We start from the raw sequence: 18,397 nt of genomic DNA, 5'->3' as shown, positions 1-18,397 counted from the left end.
CTTTTCATTGTTTGTGTACACTGTGGCTATTCATAATAAAAATAGCAGATCCTGTCATGCAAATTACCTCTAACTTTGATAGTGGAAATATCCGCGTTATTGATGCAAGCCAAGCCGATAATATTCAACTTGAAATTGTTAAAGACAACCAATCTGATTTTTATCAGTGGTTTCATTTTAAACTTAATAATACCGAACGTTGTGAACATACCCTTCATTTAATGAATGCTGGAACTTCTGCTTACACAGAAGGATGGACAGATTATCAAGCAGTGGCATCCTATGACCGTGAGCACTGGTTTCGTGTACCAACTGAATTTGACGGAGAAAAACTGAGTATTACTTTAACCCCAGAATATGATTCAGTTTATTTTGCTTATTTTGCTCCTTATAGCTACGAACGTCATCAAGACTTACTGCATCAAGCGCAATTAGATATTGATTGTCAGTTGCAAGTTTTAGGACAAACCCTCGATGGACGCGATGTTTCAGTATTAAAAGTTGGAGAAGAAGGTCCCAACAAGAAAGTTATTTGGGTTACTGCTCGTCAACATCCTGGCGAAAGTATGGCTGAATGGTTTATGGAAGGTTTTATTGACCGTTTGCTCGATGAAGACGATGGCGTTGCTCGCTCACTCTTAGACAGTTCGGTGTTTTATTTAGTGCCTAATATGAATCCTGATGGTTCAGTTCGAGGACATTTAAGAACAAATGCTATCGGTACTAATTTAAATCGTGAGTGGTTAGAACCTTCAATGGCACGTAGTCCAGAAGTATTCTTGGTGCGTGAGAAAATGTTAGCTACCGGTGTTGACATGTTTCTTGATATTCATGGCGATGAAGCTCTACCGTTTAACTTTGTCGCTGGCTGTGAAGGTGTACCCGCATATGACGCTAAACATAAAGCCTTAGAAGAAAAATTCAAAGCAATTCTTTTAGCGGTAACTCCTGAGTTTCAAGATGACAAAGGTTATGATAAAGATGAGCCTGGCCAAGCTAACTTAACTGTGGGTGCTAATTGGGTTGGTAATAACTTCAAATGTTTGTCTTATACTGTAGAAATGCCTTTTAAAGATAATGACTTATTACCAGACCGCAGTGTCGGTTGGTCAGACACGCGTAGTAGCTTATTTGGTCGTGACTTTTTAACGGCTATTTATCATGTTGTTGATGATTTACGCTAAACCTATCTAAAATCAATAATTGAAGGTCGATGTTCGTTTAAGTGCTATATCAAGTTGTGCTTAAATGATTAGCGGGCCTCAAATGTCGAACAACAAATTAAATAATAATAATAATAAATCTGGAGTGTCATGTGGAAGCGATTGTAAATACCATTAACGGCTATATTTGGAGCCCGTACTTAATCTATCTCTGTTTAGGAACGGGGGTCTTTTTCTCTGTCTTAACGCGATTTGCGCAAGTACGTCATTTCAGAGAAATGTTTCGCCTATTACTTTCGGGTAAAAGCTCAGAAAAGGGTATCTCATCTTTTCAAGCCTTAGCGGTGTCTTTATCTGGACGAGTTGGTACTGGTAATATTGCAGGGGTTGCTGCTGCTATTGGTTTTGGTGGACCTGGCGCGGTATTTTGGATGTGGGTAGTTGCCTTTTTAGGTGCAGCAACGGCTTATATCGAATCAACCAATGCCCAAATCTATAAAGAAGAAGAGGACGGTCAGTACCGTGGTGGCCCAGCTTACTACATTGAAAAAGCCTTAGGTCAGAAATGGTATGCTTGGATATTTGCTTTATCAACTATTCTCGCTTGTGGTGTTTTACTACCGGTTGTGCAATCAAACGGCATCGGTGATGCTATGGTCAATGTGTTTGGCGCCGGTGGTTCAGTTAGCTCTTTTATGGGCGACTTACCTTTAACTAAAGTATATACCGCGGTATTTATTGTTTTATTACTTGGTTTTATCATTTTTGGTGGTGTTAAGCGTATTGCGAACTTTACCCAAATTGTGGTGCCTTTTATGGCACTTGCTTACATTATTATTGCCTGTACTATCATAGCATTGCATATTGATCAGCTACCCGGTGTCTTTATGCTAATTATTACCGATGCTTTTACGCCAATGGCGGGCTTTGGGGCTGCAATTGGTTGGGGTGTTAAACGCGGAGTTTATTCAAATGAAGCCGGACAAGGTACTGGACCCCATGCTGCTGCTGCTGCAGAAGTTGAACATCCAGCGCAACAAGGATTAGTGCAAGCTTTCTCAGTTTATATTGACACCTTATTTGTTTGTTCTGCAACTGCGTTTATGATCTTAATCACACAGTCGTATAATGTTATGCCTGAAGGCGCGACTAGTTTTGTTGTTAGTAACTTAGCAAGTGACGTTGTTATTAGCGGTCCTGCTTTTACGCAAATTGCGGTCGATAGTGTTTTAACCGGTTTCGGTAAACCCTTTATTGCTATTGCATTGTTTTTCTTTGCCTTTACAACAGTACTAGCTTATTACTTTATCGCAGAAAACAATGTTTCTTATATTAATAAAACAATTAAAATGCCGGTACTTAGATTCTTCCTTAAAGTGGTGCTAATGTCAGCTGTCTTTTATGGGACTGTTGCAGAACCAAGTGCTGCTTGGAGTCTTGGTGATATAGGTGTTGGGTTAATGGCATGGTTGAATATCTTTGCACTTATCGCCATTTTCTTTATGGCTAAACCCGCGATTAAAGCACTAAAAGATTACGAACGTCAGCAGAAATTAGGGGTGACAAAATTTACCTTTGACCCTAAAAATCTAGGTATTGAAAAAGCAAAGTTCTGGGAAGATCGTTTTAATAAAAACAAGTGATTTTATTTATAATTGATTTACTTTTATTAATTTGCAATAAAAGTGAAATTACTTTAAAAAACGTCCAATAGGACGTTTTTTTTTGCTTAAATTTAGGTAGAATATTAACACTAATTATTTTATGGAGCGTTATCTTCCTATGGCTGTAATTAATTGCCCAAACTGTAAGAAAAAGATATCTGACAAAGCGAAGTCTTGCTCTCATTGTGAAATCGATTTGACCAAAGTTGATGCCAGTCAAATAGCATCAATGAAAAAATTAAGCAAAATAGATCAATCTCAAAAACTGATGAATCACTCATTTATCGCTATGTTGCTTTTTTGTGGTGGTTTTCTGTTTTTGTATTGGCAAGACGCACAGCAGGGCACATGGCAATATTTTATCAGTATTGGTGCGGCAGTGGTTGGCTTTATTTGGTATATTGCAACCCGCATTCGTTTGCTGATGCTTAAATACCGAAATTAACATTAACTTTTCTCGTAAGAATTAAGAAACAAAGGCTGTAAATATAACAATGGATATTATTTCATTAGTAGACGATATGTCAGAAGAAATGTACTTGCGCTTAAAGTGTGCCGCTGAAACGGGCAAATGGCCAGAGGGAACTATAGTTGATACAGCACAAAAAACATCAGCGCTACAAATTACCATGGCTTATCAATCAAGACATTTAAACTCAGATCAAATCTTAAGTGTTGGCGCAGATGGACTTATCGTAGATAAAACTAAACGCCAGTTGAAAAGCGAGTTTGCTGATCTTAAAAACAACCCAGACAATAATATTGCAAGGTTTTCCGATTTATGATTTTTTCTAAATTTTTCAAAGCAAAATGGCAAAGTAAAGAACACAATGTTCGGTTAACGGCAATCAGTGAAGATTTATTACTTAGCAATCCTGATGACTTAGTTATATTAACAAACCTTGCACAAACAGACCCTAACGAATTAGTGCGCCGCGCTGCTCTTATTAAAATGGCTGACTTTACTGTCTGGCATAAAAACAGTATCGACAACGACAATAAAAAAGTCCGCGAATATTGTCTTAAGCAAGTAGAAAAAATTCTGCTTGGTCAGCATAAAATAACGATCAGTAATCAAGAAAAATTAGTCTTATTGAAAAGTAATAATAAGTTACCGTCCTTGGAACTATGGTTACAAAATGAAGCACAAGCTGATGTTGTTATCGCTTTATTTGAAAAAATTAATAAACCATCGTTAACCCATTCAATATTTACCCATAAGCAAGATGAAGTCGTACAAGCTTATTTACTCGAACAAGAATTGCCTCTCGATGTGTTAGATAAATTACTTAAAAAATCATGTAATGAAAAAATAAAAACTAATATTGAGCAACAGTTACAGCATTTACATCAGTTGGCAGAGCAACCTGACAAAATTAAAAAAGGTGTGCAGTTAGTTTTAGCAAAGTTACTCGCTTTGAAAGAAGTAAATGATTATCTGCAACTCAAAGAAAAACAAGCTGAATTAGAAACGCAGTGGAAAAACTATTATCAAGACTTCTCTTGTCTCTCTTCGCCAGAAGCTGAAAACTTTACAGATAAGTATAAAATAATTAATAGCCAACTCATTAAGCATTTCTCTCCGTTACATGAAGCCCATCAACAAGAAATCATTGCTGAAAAATTAGTGGCAGACAAACGTTTGGCTAATGAGCATTTTAATAGTGCCCTTAATAAAATGAGTAAAAAACTTACCACAACAATTTTTGAAAGTGGTGACCTTGATGAAGCTGAGTATCAAGATAAACTTGAGCAATTACGTGGAGAAATAACCTCTTCAATCTTAAACAGTAAAGAACAACAGCACTTTATTGCTTTAGTAAAAGCCCAAGCAAAAAAACTGGCTCAATTGCCTGAGATTGCACAATCGGTGAGTGATGCAACCCATCTAATTTCAAAAATATCACAAGTCGCTTTACCTAAAGATATTGAAGAATTGAACCTGCGTAAACCTTTGTTCGATCAGTGGTTACAAGAATGGAAAACTGTTGAGCTAAAAGCAGCGGGGGTATTACCACAGTCTATTGTTGACGCCTTTAAAGAAATAAAACAACAATGGCAGCAAGGCCTAAAATTGTTAATTAAAGAACAAGGCTTACTTTTATCACAATGCCAGAAAAAAATTGCTGACGTAAAGCGCTTAATAATAACAGGTAAGTACAATGCGGCTTTTGGTGTTTTCAAAAAAGCTAAAAAACATTTTGATGGTTTATCAGAAGAGCAAAAATTACGAGTTCAACGTGACTTTGATGATATAACAGATAAAATTGCCGAATTAAGTGATTTAGAGCAATCTATTGCTACGCCTAGAAAACAGCAGTTACTTGTGGATATTAAGTTACTCGTTGATCAGCCCATTGATAACCCCAATGAGCAAGCGGCAAAAGTTAAACAATTCCGTGTTACGTGGAATTCACTTGGACATGCTGAACAATCAATTGAAAAAGAGTTAAATTATCAATTCAACGCACTTTGCGAACAAGCTTTTGCCCCATGTCGGTTATTTTATGCAGAACAAGAAAAGTTACGTGAACTACATCTTGAATCTCGCCAACAACTTATTAGTAAAGCCGAAAGTTTTGCCAATGACTTTTCTGCAAAACTCAATGAAGGCATTGATAATGAAGCCATCGATTGGAAGTTTACAGATGCAACACTCAATAAATTAATACAGCAATGGCAAAACGCGGGGCAGGTTGATAAAACTAAATTCAACTTACTCAGTCAATCGTTTATGGCGAGCTTACAACCCGTTAAAGCTGAATTAAGAAATTATCATCAACGTAACAGTGATAGCAAAAACCTATTGATCGCTCAAGTTACTCAAGCATTGAATGACGATGATGTTTTCTCTGCGATTGAGAGTGTTAAAAAATTACAAACACAATGGCAATCCCTTGGTTACAGCGGTCAACGTGAAGAGAATCAGCTTTGGCAAAAATTTAGAAAAGTGAATGACCAGCTATTTGCAAAGCGTGATGAAGCAAAGTTACTTGAACAATCGAACCGTGAAAATCAACAAATTGAATTATCACAACAATTACAAAGCTATCAGCAACAACTAGTCGCAGATATATCAGAAACAGCGTTATTAAATTTACAAGTAAGTATTGAAGAATTACGAGTGAAAATTACCAGTCAACGTCCGGTAATAAGAAGTGCTGTGACTTTAGCTGAAAAATTACTTGCCCAAATATTTCAACGACTCATGCAAATGACAGAAAATAAAAAGGCCAAGACTTGGCAACTTGTTTTTGATTGCTTAGAAAGTTTAGCCACTAATAAACCTGAAACGGTAGCAGATTTTTCTGAAGCACTGGTAGATTTACCCAATGTTTGGCAGAAACGTTTACAAGAGTGTTATCAAAACAGCAAACTGATTGACAGAAGTAACAAAACCCTTGAACTTGAAATTTTAGCAAGTAAAGAGTCACCTGCAGAATTTAAAGCCGAGCGGATGCAAGTACAAGTACAATTATTACAAAATCAAATGTTGTCAGGGCAATCTATCGATTTAACTAAATCGCTTATTGAATGGTTAAAATTAGGGGCGTTGTCTGCAAATGATTTACCATTACTGGCCAGAGTTAAAGCTATTTACTGCTAGTTTTATGTGAGTCTAATGTCAGTTGAATGTGAGTTTATTTCATTAAATAGTCTTAACGATACCCCAAAGCCACTGATTATTTAGTGGCTTTTTCTTCTCAGGTGTTTACTAAATTTAGCCAGTTTTTTAAGGCGTGTTAAAGCAGGCTACCGTTATACTTAATGTGAATTTCATCCTACCTCTCAGTAACGCGTAACCGTATATTTAAAGGGTATTCCTTCTAAAACGGCGAGCATAAGCACTGACGTTATTTTAAGCCGCTGTTTTTAAATATTTTTATTTTTATCTTTAGGCAAGGAGGGATTTGGAAATATATGAGAGATAAATGAGGCTGCCATGTTTATTAATCATAGCAACCAGAGCATAAAGGCTTAATGAGTAGTGAGTTCACCACGAAGATTTTCTTTTAAAAGACGACAAATTTCAGCTTGAGGCAATTCTTTACTGAGTAAATAATGTAGTTTAGTTAATGTTGCTTCTAATGTCATATCACCACCACCGACAACACCACATTTACTTAATGCGACGCCCGTTGCATAACCTTCCATATTCACAGTCCCTTTTATGCATTGACTACAATTTACCACCACAATTCCTTGATGATAAGCTTGCGTTAAACAAGCAAGTAGCTGTTCATCTTGTGGCGCATTACCCACGCCATAACTGCGAATAATTAACGCTTTTACCGGTTGCTTGATAATGTTGGCGACTAGTTCACTAGAAATCCCTGGATACAAATGAACAACACCTATCGGTTGTGGTGTTATTTGTGCGACCGAGAATGCTTGAGTAACAGCAACGTTGAGTTTACCTTCAAGGAGCTTAATATTAATTCCAGCTTCTAGAAGTGGCGACATGTTGGGGGAGTCAAAAGCGTTAAAGCCATCAGCGTAAGCTTTAATGCAACGGTTACCCCGGTATAATTTATTATTAAAATATAGGCCCACTTCATTAATGGGGTAGTTTGCCGCAATATAAAGTGAATTTAACAGATTTACTTGTCCGTCTGAGCGTAATTGGCTTAACGGAATTTGTGAGCCGGTTACAATGACAGGTTTGGATAAATTTTCAAACATAAACGAAAGCGCAGAGCTGGTATAAGCCATGGTATCTGTACCATGAAGAACAACAAAACCATCATAATTATCGTAATTAGCTTTTATATCATCGGCAATACGTTGCCAATCTTGCGGCGTCATATTCGATGAATCAATTAATGGTGAATATTCATTAATGGTGAAATCAGGCATCTCTTGTCGATGAAAATCAGGCGTACCATTAATTGACTCGGTTAAATGTCCTTTTACCGGAACACAACCTTGTCCGCTGTTTTTCATGCCGATGGTACCGCCAGTGTAGGCGATATAAATGCGTTTTTTCATGTTGTTACCTTAGAATTATTACTGTCTTTTCGTTTTGTCTGATAATCACGTGCGCTTGTTAAATAGTGTTCTCTATTCACTTCCATGTGAATCTAACAAAGCGATTAAGATCACTGCGAACTAATTAATTTCACAGGTCATACATAAGGAATAAACCCCTTGCGGATCATTAAGTATGTTGAGGTGAGACAGTTGTGCTTTCATTTCTAAAAATAATTTATCCGTATTACTTAGGGTTATTATTTCAGTTTCAGGAAAGAAAGTCTTCGCTTGACCTAATAACCCTTGCAGGAAAAGATCTTTTGGCGTTTGTTCTATTTCAATCAATAAGGTTTCAAACGTTGCTAACTCGGCTAATTCTGCTGCTGCATTAATAGCGGTCGTTAAGTTGCCTAATTCATCAACAAGCCCTAACTCTTTCGCTTTTGCCCCTGACCAGACACGTCCTTGGGCTATACTATCAACTTGCTCAAGGCTCATATTTCTATTTTCGGCGACAAGGCCAATGAAGTCTTGATAGCCTCTATTAATATTTAATTGAAATACTCTTGCCATGCCATCAGTTAGTGGGCGGGTTACACCAAATCCTGCTATATCAGTAGTACCAACGCCATCAGTGTAAACACCTAGTTTGCTTAATGAATTCTCAAAGGTCATGAAAAATCCATAAATACCAATTGAGCCGGTGATTGTTGCCGGAGAAGCGATTATTTTATCAGCAGGTGCCGATATCCAATAGCCTCCAGAGGCGGCATAAGTTCCCATTGAAGCAACAACAGGTTTTCCTGCTAACTTGATTAGTTCAATTTCTTGACGAATAATTTCAGAGGCATAAGCACTTCCACCTGGGCTATCGACACGAAGAACTACCGCTTTCACCTTATTGTTTAAACGTGCTTCTCTTAATAGTGATGCTGTACTATCCCCGCCAATGGTTCCTGGTTTTTGGTGACCATCTAAAATAGTCCCCTTAGCAACAATAACGGCGACCTTATCGGTATTTGGGTTAACCATTGGGTACATAGGTTTAGTAGCAGACAAATAATGTTTGAAACTGATATGATTGTAGCTATCACCGGCAGAATTTTTTCCAACAAGTTTAATCAAAGACAGCTTCATCTCTTGACGATTTTTTAATGCGTCAACCCAAAGATTATCTAAAGCATACTGCGCAATATTACCATCAGCTTGCTCAAGTTTTGCCACTAAAACATCAGCATTTTCATCAAAGTTATTAATCGAAAACTTTCGGTTGCTTGCGACATCACTTTTATATTGTGACCATAAGTCAGTTAACCATAATTTATTGGCTTCTTTAGCTGCCGCTGACATATCGTCGCGCATGTAAGGTTCTACAGCAGATTTATAGGTACCGACTCGAAATATATGTTGGCTAATGGAAAGCTTATCTAATGCTGATTTAAAATAAAGTTGATAACGACCATAACCGTCAAGTAACAACCAACCACGAGGATTGAGCCATACTTCATCAGCAGAGCTTGCCAAGTAATATTGGTCTTGTGAATACTGATCGCCAACAGCAATTATTTTTTTACCAGCCGCTTTAAACGTCTCTAAAGCTTGGGCAATGTCTTGTAATTTACTTAACCCCGTGCTGTTAAGTCCTTGAAGCTGTAATACGATCATTTCTATACGGCTGTCATTTTTTGCTCTTTCAATGACATTCAATAAGTCGCTAAGTAAAACTTCTGGGTTTTTTTCTTTTTCTTCTAACGCTTCCGATATCAAAGCATCCATCGGGTCAATCGCATTCTTTTGTTCAACGATATCTCCGGTAAGATTTAACACTAAGGCTGTATTGTTAGGGACAACGGTCTTGTCATCATCGCTGCCAAGTGCCGCGATAAATATAAATAAAACCAGAAAAAAAACGACATTAATAATTATTTTTCTAAATGAATTTAATAAACTAAAAAATTTTAAAGTCACTCGTTTTAAAGCACTTTGCTTTACAGGAGCATTAGGTAACGATGTGGGTTCTGTCATAATATCCGGCACAGTTAGTGTGTAATTGTAATTACTGGCTATGCTACTTAATTATTGATCACTTATGTAGTCTGATTAGTAAATAAATGTGTTATTAGCAAACTTTTTTCATTATATGTTACACCTTTACTTTTTTGAGCCGGTCGGTTGACCCGTATTGATTATTATCTATGTTGTTTATTAAACAACATGTAGCGATCCGCGTGCACTTTGAAGGACAACGGGTATATAATCCTTAGTATTGAAACTACCCATGAGTCTTTATAATTAATGAATGCCAAAGAATTATTATTACAGCGACAATCTAATCCTAGGTTAATATCACCAGCCCCTGTTGCTAGCGATGTTGAATTTATATTGAACGCTGGAATGCGCGTTCCTGATCACGGTTGTTTATCACCCTGGTTTTTTACCCTTGTTAAAGAACAAGGTTTAGATAAGTTAAGCCAGATATTTGAAGATGTCGCTAAAGTTCAACAGTTTACTGAGGCTAAAATACAAAAAGCTAAAAAGATGCCATATCGTGCACCGTTAATTATCGTTGTTAGCACGCGGTATCAAGCGCACGACAAAGTGCCTAAGTTTGAACAAGCAATCGCAGCAGGTTGTTGTGCCCATGCTATGCAAATGGCTGCTTTTAGTTTAGGTTATGGCGCTGTGTGGCGAACAGGAGACTTTAGCTACGACTCTTCAGTGAAACGTGGCTTAGGAATAGGCCAAAACGATGATATTATTGGTTTTATTTACATAGGCACCGCCGAAAATGATCGTCCTATTAAACCCGCTAAAACCTTAGCATCTCATGTTTCATATTTGTAAAATAAAGGAGTCGCGATGAATATTGAAATTTTAGATGCGCCTGAGCAAGCATTAATTGATTTTTTAGATAAAAAAATTGCAGACTTCAATTGGGCTCACTGGGAAGTAAGCGAACGAAAGCCATTAGCTATTCAAATAAAGGACGAACTAGGTAACATTATTGCTGGTTCATCCGCACGCACCTTTGGTAATTGGCTTTTAATTAATACGCTGTGGGTCGACGAGTCACTTCGTGGTAAAAAAATGGGTGTTAAGATATTAGCACAACTTGAAACTGCAGCAGTGGCGAGGGGATGTACGTTAAGTATGCTTGATACTCTGAATTTTCAAGCAATGCCGTTTTATGAAAAGCAGGGGTATCAAACAAAATGGGTACAAGAAAATTATCCAAAAACAGGCTGTAAATATTTTATGGTAAAAGAACTTACTGAGTAAACCGGATATATCACCCATAAAAAAACCTCAATAATGAGGTTTTTTATGGGCTTATTATTCTTAGCCTAGAACGCAGCGTTGTTTGGCGTTCTTGGGAAAGGAATTACGTCACGAACGTTTTGCATACCGGTAGCATAAGCCACTAAACGTTCAAAACCTAAACCAAAACCTGAATGAGGAACAGTGCCGTAACGACGTAAGTCTCGATACCAACTGTAATCATCTTGGTTTAAATTCATTTCGGCTAAACGCGCATCAAGTACATCAAGACGTTCTTCACGTTGGCTACCACCAATAATTTCGCCAATGCCTGGTGCTAAGATATCCATAGCAGCAACAGTTTTGCCATCATCATTTAGGCGCATGTAAAATGATTTAATATCTTTAGGGTAATTTTGTAACACGACGGGGCCATTAAAATGTTCTTCGGCTAAGTAACGCTCGTGCTCTGAATTAAGATCAACACCCCAAGCTACTTTATTTTCAAATTTCTTGTCACAATTTTCTAATATTGTAATAGCGTCAGTGTAATCTAAACGGACAAAATCATTATTAATAACAGAATTCATACGGTCAATAACTGTTTTATCAATACGCTGTTGGAAGAAATTCATGTCATCACTACGTTCATCAAGCACAGCTTGGAAGACATATTTTAGCATTTCTTCTGCTAGGTCAGCAGCATCAGACAAATCAGCAAAAGCGATTTCTGGTTCAATCATCCAAAATTCTGCAAGGTGACGTGTTGTGTTAGAGTTTTCAGCACGAAAGGTCGGTCCAAAAGTATAAACCTTTGAAAGGGCACATGCATAAGTCTCAACGTTCAATTGACCTGAAACGGTTAAGAAAGTTTCTTTACCAAAAAAATCTTTAGCGTAATCAACATTACCTTTATCGGTGCGAGGTAAGTTTTCCATATCAAGCGTACTCACACGGAACATTTCGCCAGCGCCTTCACAATCTGAGCCAGTAATTAACGGCGTGCTGATCCAGAAGTAACCTTTACTGTGTAAAAAGCGATGAACCGCTTGAGCTAACGTATTACGAACACGAGCAACAGCTCCGCCCATATTAGTACGAGCACGCAGATGAGCTTGCTCTCGTAAAAATTCAATACTGTGACGTTTAGCTGCCATAGGATAGGTATCAGGATCATCAACCAATCCAAGTATCTCTACCTTAGTTGCCTGAATTTCAAAAGATTGGCCTTGGCCCGGAGACTCAACCAAAATACCGGTGACTTTTACAGAAGCACCCGTAGTCAATTTTAATATTTCTGATTGATAATTATCGAGATCACTGGGTGCGATAGCTTGAATCGCATCAAAACATGATCCATCATGAACCGCTAGGAATGAAATACCTGCTTTAGAATCACGGCGAGTGCGGATCCATCCGTGTACTGTAACTGCTTCACTTACTGGGTACTTACCAGCAAGTACATCAGTGATTGAGATAACTGACATTATCAACCTCTTTTCTTTATTAAATTATTGTCATAGATTTTGCCGGTGCACAGACCCAGAGTAGAATACTGAATTTATTTGCACTAACTTTAAGGTGTGATATGTTACCTTTACTGCGGTGTTTAACAAGTAAAAGTTGCTAATCCTGTCTATATAAAAACAAAAAACAGTAATATTGACTTTAGAGGGTTTGAATCAATGATATTGGGATTAAAAAACAGGCGACATTCAACAGGTTTTGGGTCCTGTTAAGCCGGACTTTGGCATTAAGCGGATGGATATTATTCATTTTTGCTATTGTTATGTCTTTTTATGCCGCACCAGAGCAAGATTATGGTTTATTGCGCTTTAGAAATATTGAAATAAGAGAATTTTGGTTAACGCCATTAACGGGCTATTTATATATCGTGCTTTGGGTCAGTGCACTTTGTAGTTACCTTTGTTTGGTTGTCGATCATTATCGCACTAGAAGATAACAAGACAGTAAGCATTTTAATATCGTCCTGCTAATTACCATAACGGTTGCTTGGGCCATCTACATATTAGTGAAACTTAACTTGGCGTAAGGTTATTAATAATTCTATGCCGTTTTACTTAGCAGCTAATCAGTGTCGATTAATCTTCAAAACACTGCTGTTCATCGAGTACCGTGCTTATTGCCTTAACAAGTTTCGCTAAAGCCCGTTCATCACTGATAAAAGGCGGCATAATATAAATAAGCTTACCAAACGGTCTGATCCAGACACCCAATTCAACAAATCTTTTTTGTATCTTTGCCATATTAACAGCAACCCTTGTTTCTACCACACCTATACCGCCTAAGACGCGGGCATTTTTTACTCTTGAATGTTGATTTAACACTAATAAGTGTCGCGTTAAATAATCTTCAATAAAACTCACTTGCTGTTGCCATTCTCCTGTTGCCAAAAGATCTAGACTTGCATTTGCTACCGCACAAGCCAGCGGATTAGCCATAAACGTTGGGCCGTGCATAAAACATCCGGCTTCTCCATCACTGATGGTCTTTGCGATTTCTTGCGTACACAATGTTGCTGCCAGGGTCATATAACCGCCGGTCAGGGTTTTTCCTAAACACATAATGTCAGGACTAATATCCGCCCAGTGACAAGCAAACAATTTTCCTGTACGGCCTAAACCCGTAGCAATTTCATCAACAATAAATAACACCTGATATTGGGTACATAAGGCGCGACAGGCTTTTAAATACTCAGGATGATAAAAACGCATACCACCAGCACCTTGGACAATAGGTTCAATAATAAAGGCGGCAATATCATTATGGTGTTGTGCAAATAGGGCTTTTAAAGGCGCTAACTCAGCGCTATCCCAAGGTTGATAAAAATCACACTGTGGCGCAGGTGCGAAAATGTTTTTCATTAATACACTTTCAAAAATTTGATGCATACCATTAACCGGATCGCATACCGACATCGCGGCAAAAGTATCACCATGATAACCATTTTTAACGGTCAATAATTTATGCTTTTCACTTTTGCCCTGACTGTGCCAATACTGTAATGACATTTTTATGGCAACTTCTACCGATACAGAGCCAGAGTCAGATAAAAAAACTTTTTGCAGCGGCTCTGGTGTGATCTCAATGAGCTTTTTACACAAATTAATAGCGGGTTCATGCGTTAACCCCCCAAACATAACATGTGCCATCTTTTGTGTTTGATCAACAAGCGCCTGATTTAATTTTGGATGATTATAGCCGTGTAAAACAGACCACCAAGACGACATACCATCAACAAGTTCTTCACCCGTCGCTAACTTTATATAAACGCCCTTGGCCGATTCAACTAAGTAGGAAGGCAGAGGGTTTGACATCGATGTGTAAGGATGCCAAACATGTTTCTTATCAAAATCGATTAAATCTGTGTGTTTTTTATTCATATGTAAAGCTTGCTATGTTTTTTATGTTGACAATTAATGACTGGCGTATAGATTACCTGCTAATATTTAGCGATGCAATTTCACATTTACATTTTACAGTAAAGGTTTCACATGTCACAAACGAATATACCTCGTCATGATTGGTCAATAGCAGAAGTGGAAGCATTGTTTGCTCGACCTTTTAGTGACCTTATGTTTCAAGCTCAAACCGTTCATCGTGAACACTTTAATCCTAATGAAGTACAAGTTAGTACCTTATTGTCAATTAAAACAGGTGCTTGTCCTGAAGATTGTAAATATTGCTCGCAAAGTGCACGCTATAATACTGATGTTCAAAAAGAACGTTTGATGGAAGTTGAAAAAGTATTAGAAGCAGCAAAGGTAGCGAAAGACCAGGGGTCAACACGTTTTTGTATGGGGGCAGGTTGGAGAAATCCAAAAGCTCGTGACATGCCCTTTGTATTAGAAATGGTCAAAGGTGTTAAAGCACTTGGCTTAGAAACCTGTATGACATTAGGCATGATTAACGGAGGTCAAGCCGATGAATTACAAGAAGCCGGGTTAGATTATTATAACCACAACCTAGATACTTCTCCTGAACATTATAACTCTATTATTACCACACGCAGCTATCAAGACCGATTAGATACACTGCAAAATGTCCGTGATTCGGGAATGAAAGTTTGTAGTGGTGGTATTGTTGGTTTAGGTGAAAATGCTCAAGACAGAGCGTCATTCTTAGCACAATTGGCCAACTTACCTAAACATCCTGAAAGTGTTCCAATTAATATGCTGGTAAAAATTGCCGGAACACCACTTGCAGATGTTGACGATTTAGAAGCTTTTGATTTTGTTCGTTGTATAGCCGTTGCACGTATTATGATGCCTAAAAGCCATGTGCGTTTATCAGCTGGGCGCGATGCAATGAACGAGCAAATGCAAGCAATGTGTTTCTTAGCCGGTGCCAACTCAATATTCTACGGTTGTAAGTTGTTAACTACAGGCAACCCTGAAGCCAATAAAGATATGCAGTTATTTGCAAAATTGGGCATTAACACAGAAACAGTGGCCACCGATGATATTGAGACCGAGCAGAAAATAACGACTGCCGTTGTCAATCAGCAAAATAAAGAACTTTTTTACGACGCTGCGCTTTAACGTTTATTTACTGATCAAGAGCCAAGCTGAAATTTATGTCTTTTAACTTTATTGCTGAGCAAGTCGCTCAGCAAAAAGAAAAATCACAATATCGCCAACGCCAATGTATAAGCGAGCAAAATGGCCGAGAGGTGGTTGTTGCAGGAAAACGCTATTTAAATTTTTCTTCTAATGATTATCTCGGCTTAAATCACCATCCTTTAATAAATAAAGCCTGGCAAGAAGGTGTCGATAAATACGGCAGTTGCGCAAGCGCTTCGAGTTTAATTACCGGTTTTCATTATGCACACCAAGCCTTAGAAGATGAAGTTTGTCAGTGGTTAAATAAACCACGCTGCTTACTTTATAGTAGTGGTTTTACGGCTAATTCTGGTGTATTACAAGCCTTGGGTAAAAAAGACTGCCAATTTTTTTTAGACAAGTTAAGTCACGCTTCTTTAATTGATGGTGCTCTGGCTAGTGAAGCTTCAGTGAAGCGATATTTACACAATAATCATCAGCAACTTGAACAATATTTAGCGAAAAGTCCTGTTGACAATAAACTCATTATTTCTGAAGGTATCTTTAGCATGGATGGCGATCGTGCAGACGTTAGCCAGTTAATTATGATTGCTCAGCAGCAACAAGCTATGCTTTACATGGATGATGCACACAGTATTGGTATTATTGGTCAGGCCGGTCAGGGCAGTAGTAGCTTTGGTCAGGTCGATATAGTAATGGCAACTTTTGGTAAAGCTTTAGCCACTAGTGGTGCATTTATCGCTTGTGATGAAGATGTTTATGATTACTTAGTCAATTTTTCTCGTCATTATATTTATTCAACCGCGATTTCCCCCGCCGTTGCTTGGGCGACAAAAACCAGCATCAAGCTTGCTCAAAAAGAGTCTTGGCGCAGAGATAATATTTTTGAATTGAGCGCGCTTTTATCAACTAAGCTTAATAGTCAAATAACAATAATTCCGTCATCCTCTTCTATTCACGCTATTGTTATTGGCAGTGAAACAAGAACTCTAGAAATATGTCAACATTTGAAAAACAAAGGTATTTGGCTAACCGCGATACGCCCACCAACGGTTGCTAAAAACAGCTCAAGGTTACGCGTTACCATTACGGCCAACCATAAAGAATGCGATATCAATTACTTAGCTAATTGTTTGAATGAGGTTTTACGTTAATGCCTGAAGTATTAAACAGAATTAAAATAGCTAAGTCATTTGGCTTAGCGAGTCAGTCGTATGATATTTCATCGCGACTACAACGCTATACGGGTAAGCACTTAATGTCTTTATTACCCAACCGTTCAGATCTCACCGTCGTTGACTTAGGCTCTGGTACCGGTTTTTTTACTGACATTCTTGCCAGTAAATTCCAGCAAACTATTGGCGTTGATATCTCTGCTAAAATGCTGGCTTTTGCTCAAGAAAACCGCAGTAAGGAAATTTGCTGGTTAGAAGCTGATGCGTATTACCTGCCTTTTCAAGCCAACTCCATTGATGTTATTTATTCTAATTTGGTTATTCAGTGGTGTGATCCACTCGATGATATTATAGAAGAAATTTTACGCGTACTCAAACCAGGAGGATTGTTTATATTTTCCACCTTACTCGATGGCACATTACATGAATTAAAATCATCTTGGGCACAAGTCGATGATGAACAGCACGTGATTGACTTTAAAACACATGCTGACCTAAAAGTTACTTTTGGTAAGTCCTCATGTAAATTACTTGAGCAAAAAACTCAAGACCTAGTGTTAGAATATCAAAATGTTATACATCTAGCGCGAGAACTGAAAGGGCTAGGCGCAAATCATGTCCCTAAACAGCAAGGTAAGGGTTTAGCGGGTAAAGATAAATGGCAAAAGATGACTAATAGCTATCAAGACTTTCAAGAGCCTAGTGGTATTTATCCGGCGACTTATAAGGTGTATTCTGCAATGATGGTGAAATTAAATGCTTAAAATATTTATTACTGCTACAGATACTGATGCTGGAAAAACCTATTTTGCGCAAATACTCACCGCAGCCTTAGTTAAAAAAGATTATCAAGTTGCTGTGTTTAAACCTATATCTGCAGGCTGTGAGCTTAAACATGCCGCACAAGGTGAAATTCTGGTTAATGAAGATGCACAATTATTGTTGCAGCAAGCAAACTGTGGACAAGGTATTAGTGAAATTAACCCTATTGCATTTGAACTGGCAATAGCGCCACACATCGCCGCTAATTTAATGAATGTTGACATTAAACTCGCTGATATAAATGTGGGTTACGAGCGTATTATTGCTCGGGCTTGCGATATTGTTATCACTGAAGGTGCAGGGGGTTGGCGATTACCTTTAGGTAAAGGTATATTTTTATCTGAGTTTGTACAGCAAACAAAACAGCAGGTAATATTGGTGGTGAATATGAAACTAGGGTGTTTAAATCATGCGGTTCTCACCTATGAAGCGATAGTAGCCGATGGTCTTGATTGTATTGGTTGGGTAGCAAACTGCGTTGAGCCAATGAATTATCTCGCTGAAAATATAGCAGAACTCAGAACACTTATTCCAGTTCCAATGATTGCTCAACTCGGTTTTGAAACAGATATCAATAAAGCCAGTTCAAACGTTAATTTATCGTCGATAACGGCGCGGCTTTAGCTGCTAGCTTTACTTTAAATTACAGATAGAACAAGCAATAAGTGAGTGCCTTAACTGATTTATTGCTTAGTTTGTTAATAGATAATTATCAGGCTTTTATCGTTACGAAAAAAGTCTACCGATAAGAAACGCTGATC

Annotated in this window: 16 protein-coding genes; 12 read left to right on the top strand and 4 right to left on the bottom strand. The window is 37.9% G+C overall.

The features are described 5' to 3' along the window. Positions 1-56 precede the first annotated feature (56 nt). The 5 genes from H4J67_RS15905 (at position 57) to H4J67_RS15885 (ending at position 6,434) form a co-directional block, all read left to right on the top strand. A complete protein-coding gene (locus H4J67_RS15905; RefSeq protein ID WP_182173774.1) occupies positions 57-1,184 on the top strand; it encodes a carboxypeptidase family protein in 1,128 nt (375 codons plus the stop codon). Between the two features lie 131 nt (positions 1,185-1,315). Next, positions 1,316-2,806, top strand: a complete 1,491-nt coding sequence (locus tag H4J67_RS15900) for a sodium:alanine symporter family protein (protein ID WP_182173777.1) — start codon at positions 1,316-1,318, stop codon at positions 2,804-2,806. A 139-nt stretch (positions 2,807-2,945) separates the two neighbouring features. Further along, positions 2,946-3,272: a hypothetical protein gene (locus H4J67_RS15895; protein ID WP_182173780.1), complete on the top strand. Its 327-nt coding sequence runs from the start codon at positions 2,946-2,948 to the stop codon at positions 3,270-3,272. A 49-nt stretch (positions 3,273-3,321) separates the two neighbouring features. After that, on the top strand, positions 3,322-3,612 hold the full coding sequence (locus H4J67_RS15890; RefSeq protein ID WP_070373547.1) for a YeaC family protein: 291 nt from the start codon (positions 3,322-3,324) through the stop codon (positions 3,610-3,612). Continuing rightward, complete coding sequence (locus H4J67_RS15885; protein ID WP_182204317.1) at positions 3,609-6,434, top strand: DUF349 domain-containing protein; 2,826 nt, start codon at positions 3,609-3,611, stop codon at positions 6,432-6,434. Before H4J67_RS15890 ends, H4J67_RS15885 begins: the two co-directional genes overlap by 4 nt. Before the next feature lie 371 nt (positions 6,435-6,805). Here the strand turns inward: H4J67_RS15885 and ansA are convergent, their stop codons facing one another. Both ansA and sppA read right to left on the bottom strand, forming a co-directional pair. Next, entirely contained in the window at positions 6,806-7,816 is a 1,011-nt protein-coding gene (ansA, locus tag H4J67_RS15880) for an asparaginase (protein ID WP_182173786.1), read from the bottom strand. A gap of 120 nt (positions 7,817-7,936) precedes the next feature. Beyond that, positions 7,937-9,823 carry a signal peptide peptidase SppA gene (gene sppA / locus H4J67_RS15875; protein WP_182204316.1) on the bottom strand — a complete coding sequence of 629 codons (1,887 nt, stop codon included), beginning with the start codon at positions 9,821-9,823 and terminating at the stop codon, positions 7,937-7,939. A 270-nt stretch (positions 9,824-10,093) separates the two neighbouring features. Here sppA and H4J67_RS15870 point away from each other — a divergent pair, with 270 nt between their 5' ends. Continuing rightward, complete coding sequence (locus tag H4J67_RS15870) at positions 10,094-10,642, top strand: NAD(P)H nitroreductase (protein WP_182173792.1); 549 nt, start codon at positions 10,094-10,096, stop codon at positions 10,640-10,642. Positions 10,643-10,657: 15 nt separating this feature from the next. Continuing rightward, complete coding sequence (locus H4J67_RS15865) at positions 10,658-11,077, top strand: N-acetyltransferase (protein ID WP_182204314.1); 420 nt, start codon at positions 10,658-10,660, stop codon at positions 11,075-11,077. Positions 11,078-11,142: 65 nt separating this feature from the next. Here H4J67_RS15865 and asnS read toward each other — a convergent pair whose 3' ends face one another. Further along, a complete protein-coding gene (gene asnS, locus H4J67_RS15860) occupies positions 11,143-12,543 on the bottom strand; it encodes an asparagine--tRNA ligase (RefSeq protein WP_070373551.1) in 1,401 nt (466 codons plus the stop codon). A gap of 302 nt (positions 12,544-12,845) precedes the next feature. Between asnS and H4J67_RS15855 the strand changes: the two genes are divergently transcribed. After that, complete coding sequence (locus H4J67_RS15855; RefSeq protein ID WP_182204313.1) at positions 12,846-13,019, top strand: hypothetical protein; 174 nt, start codon at positions 12,846-12,848, stop codon at positions 13,017-13,019. A gap of 139 nt (positions 13,020-13,158) precedes the next feature. On the opposite strand, the gene bioA is transcribed toward H4J67_RS15855, so the two are convergent. Then, positions 13,159-14,460 carry an adenosylmethionine--8-amino-7-oxononanoate transaminase gene (bioA, locus tag H4J67_RS15850; RefSeq protein ID WP_182204311.1) on the bottom strand — a complete coding sequence of 434 codons (1,302 nt, stop codon included), beginning with the start codon at positions 14,458-14,460 and terminating at the stop codon, positions 13,159-13,161. A gap of 111 nt (positions 14,461-14,571) precedes the next feature. Between bioA and bioB the strand changes: the two genes are divergently transcribed. From bioB to bioD, 4 genes are read left to right on the top strand one after another with little or no spacing between them, the layout of a single operon-like run. Beyond that, positions 14,572-15,618 (top strand): biotin synthase BioB, encoded by a 1,047-nt coding sequence (bioB, locus tag H4J67_RS15845; protein WP_070373554.1) that lies wholly within the window; start codon positions 14,572-14,574, stop codon positions 15,616-15,618. 35 nt (positions 15,619-15,653) lie between these two features. Further along, a complete protein-coding gene (locus H4J67_RS15840) occupies positions 15,654-16,793 on the top strand; it encodes an 8-amino-7-oxononanoate synthase (protein ID WP_182204309.1) in 1,140 nt (379 codons plus the stop codon). Continuing rightward, complete coding sequence (bioC, locus tag H4J67_RS15835; protein ID WP_182173807.1) at positions 16,793-17,578, top strand: malonyl-ACP O-methyltransferase BioC; 786 nt, start codon at positions 16,793-16,795, stop codon at positions 17,576-17,578. Before H4J67_RS15840 ends, bioC begins: the two co-directional genes overlap by 1 nt. Continuing rightward, complete coding sequence (gene bioD, locus H4J67_RS15830; RefSeq protein WP_182173810.1) at positions 17,571-18,260, top strand: dethiobiotin synthase; 690 nt, start codon at positions 17,571-17,573, stop codon at positions 18,258-18,260. Before bioC ends, bioD begins: the two co-directional genes overlap by 8 nt. Positions 18,261-18,397 lie beyond the last annotated feature (137 nt).

The sequence above is a fragment of the Colwellia sp. BRX10-4 genome (assembly GCF_014077465.1).
GTDB lineage: Bacteria > Pseudomonadota > Gammaproteobacteria > Enterobacterales > Alteromonadaceae > Colwellia_A.
This window is presented reverse-complemented; position numbering and strand designations above follow the sequence as displayed.

Excerpts from the sequence above, each read along its gene's own strand:
- H4J67_RS15905 (WP_182173774.1), top strand. The coding sequence starts at position 57 with ATGCAAATTACCTCTAACTTTGATAGTGGAAATATCCGCGTTATTGAT.
- H4J67_RS15895 (WP_182173780.1), top strand. The coding sequence starts at position 2,946 with ATGGCTGTAATTAATTGCCCAAACTGTAAGAAAAAGATATCTGACAAA.
- H4J67_RS15890 (WP_070373547.1), top strand. The coding sequence starts at position 3,322 with ATGGATATTATTTCATTAGTAGACGATATGTCAGAAGAAATGTACTTG.
- H4J67_RS15885 (WP_182204317.1), top strand. The coding sequence starts at position 3,609 with ATGATTTTTTCTAAATTTTTCAAAGCAAAATGGCAAAGTAAAGAACAC.
- ansA (WP_182173786.1), bottom strand. The coding sequence starts at position 7,816 with ATGAAAAAACGCATTTATATCGCCTACACTGGCGGTACCATCGGCATG.
- sppA (WP_182204316.1), bottom strand. The coding sequence starts at position 9,823 with ATGACAGAACCCACATCGTTACCTAATGCTCCTGTAAAGCAAAGTGCT.
- H4J67_RS15870 (WP_182173792.1), top strand. The coding sequence starts at position 10,094 with ATGAATGCCAAAGAATTATTATTACAGCGACAATCTAATCCTAGGTTA.
- H4J67_RS15865 (WP_182204314.1), top strand. The coding sequence starts at position 10,658 with ATGAATATTGAAATTTTAGATGCGCCTGAGCAAGCATTAATTGATTTT.
- asnS (WP_070373551.1), bottom strand. The coding sequence starts at position 12,543 with ATGTCAGTTATCTCAATCACTGATGTACTTGCTGGTAAGTACCCAGTA.
- H4J67_RS15855 (WP_182204313.1), top strand. The coding sequence starts at position 12,846 with ATGTCTTTTTATGCCGCACCAGAGCAAGATTATGGTTTATTGCGCTTT.
- bioA (WP_182204311.1), bottom strand. The coding sequence starts at position 14,460 with ATGAATAAAAAACACACAGATTTAATCGATTTTGATAAGAAACATGTT.
- bioB (WP_070373554.1), top strand. The coding sequence starts at position 14,572 with ATGTCACAAACGAATATACCTCGTCATGATTGGTCAATAGCAGAAGTG.
- H4J67_RS15840 (WP_182204309.1), top strand. The coding sequence starts at position 15,654 with ATGTCTTTTAACTTTATTGCTGAGCAAGTCGCTCAGCAAAAAGAAAAA.
- bioC (WP_182173807.1), top strand. The coding sequence starts at position 16,793 with ATGCCTGAAGTATTAAACAGAATTAAAATAGCTAAGTCATTTGGCTTA.
- bioD (WP_182173810.1), top strand. The coding sequence starts at position 17,571 with ATGCTTAAAATATTTATTACTGCTACAGATACTGATGCTGGAAAAACC.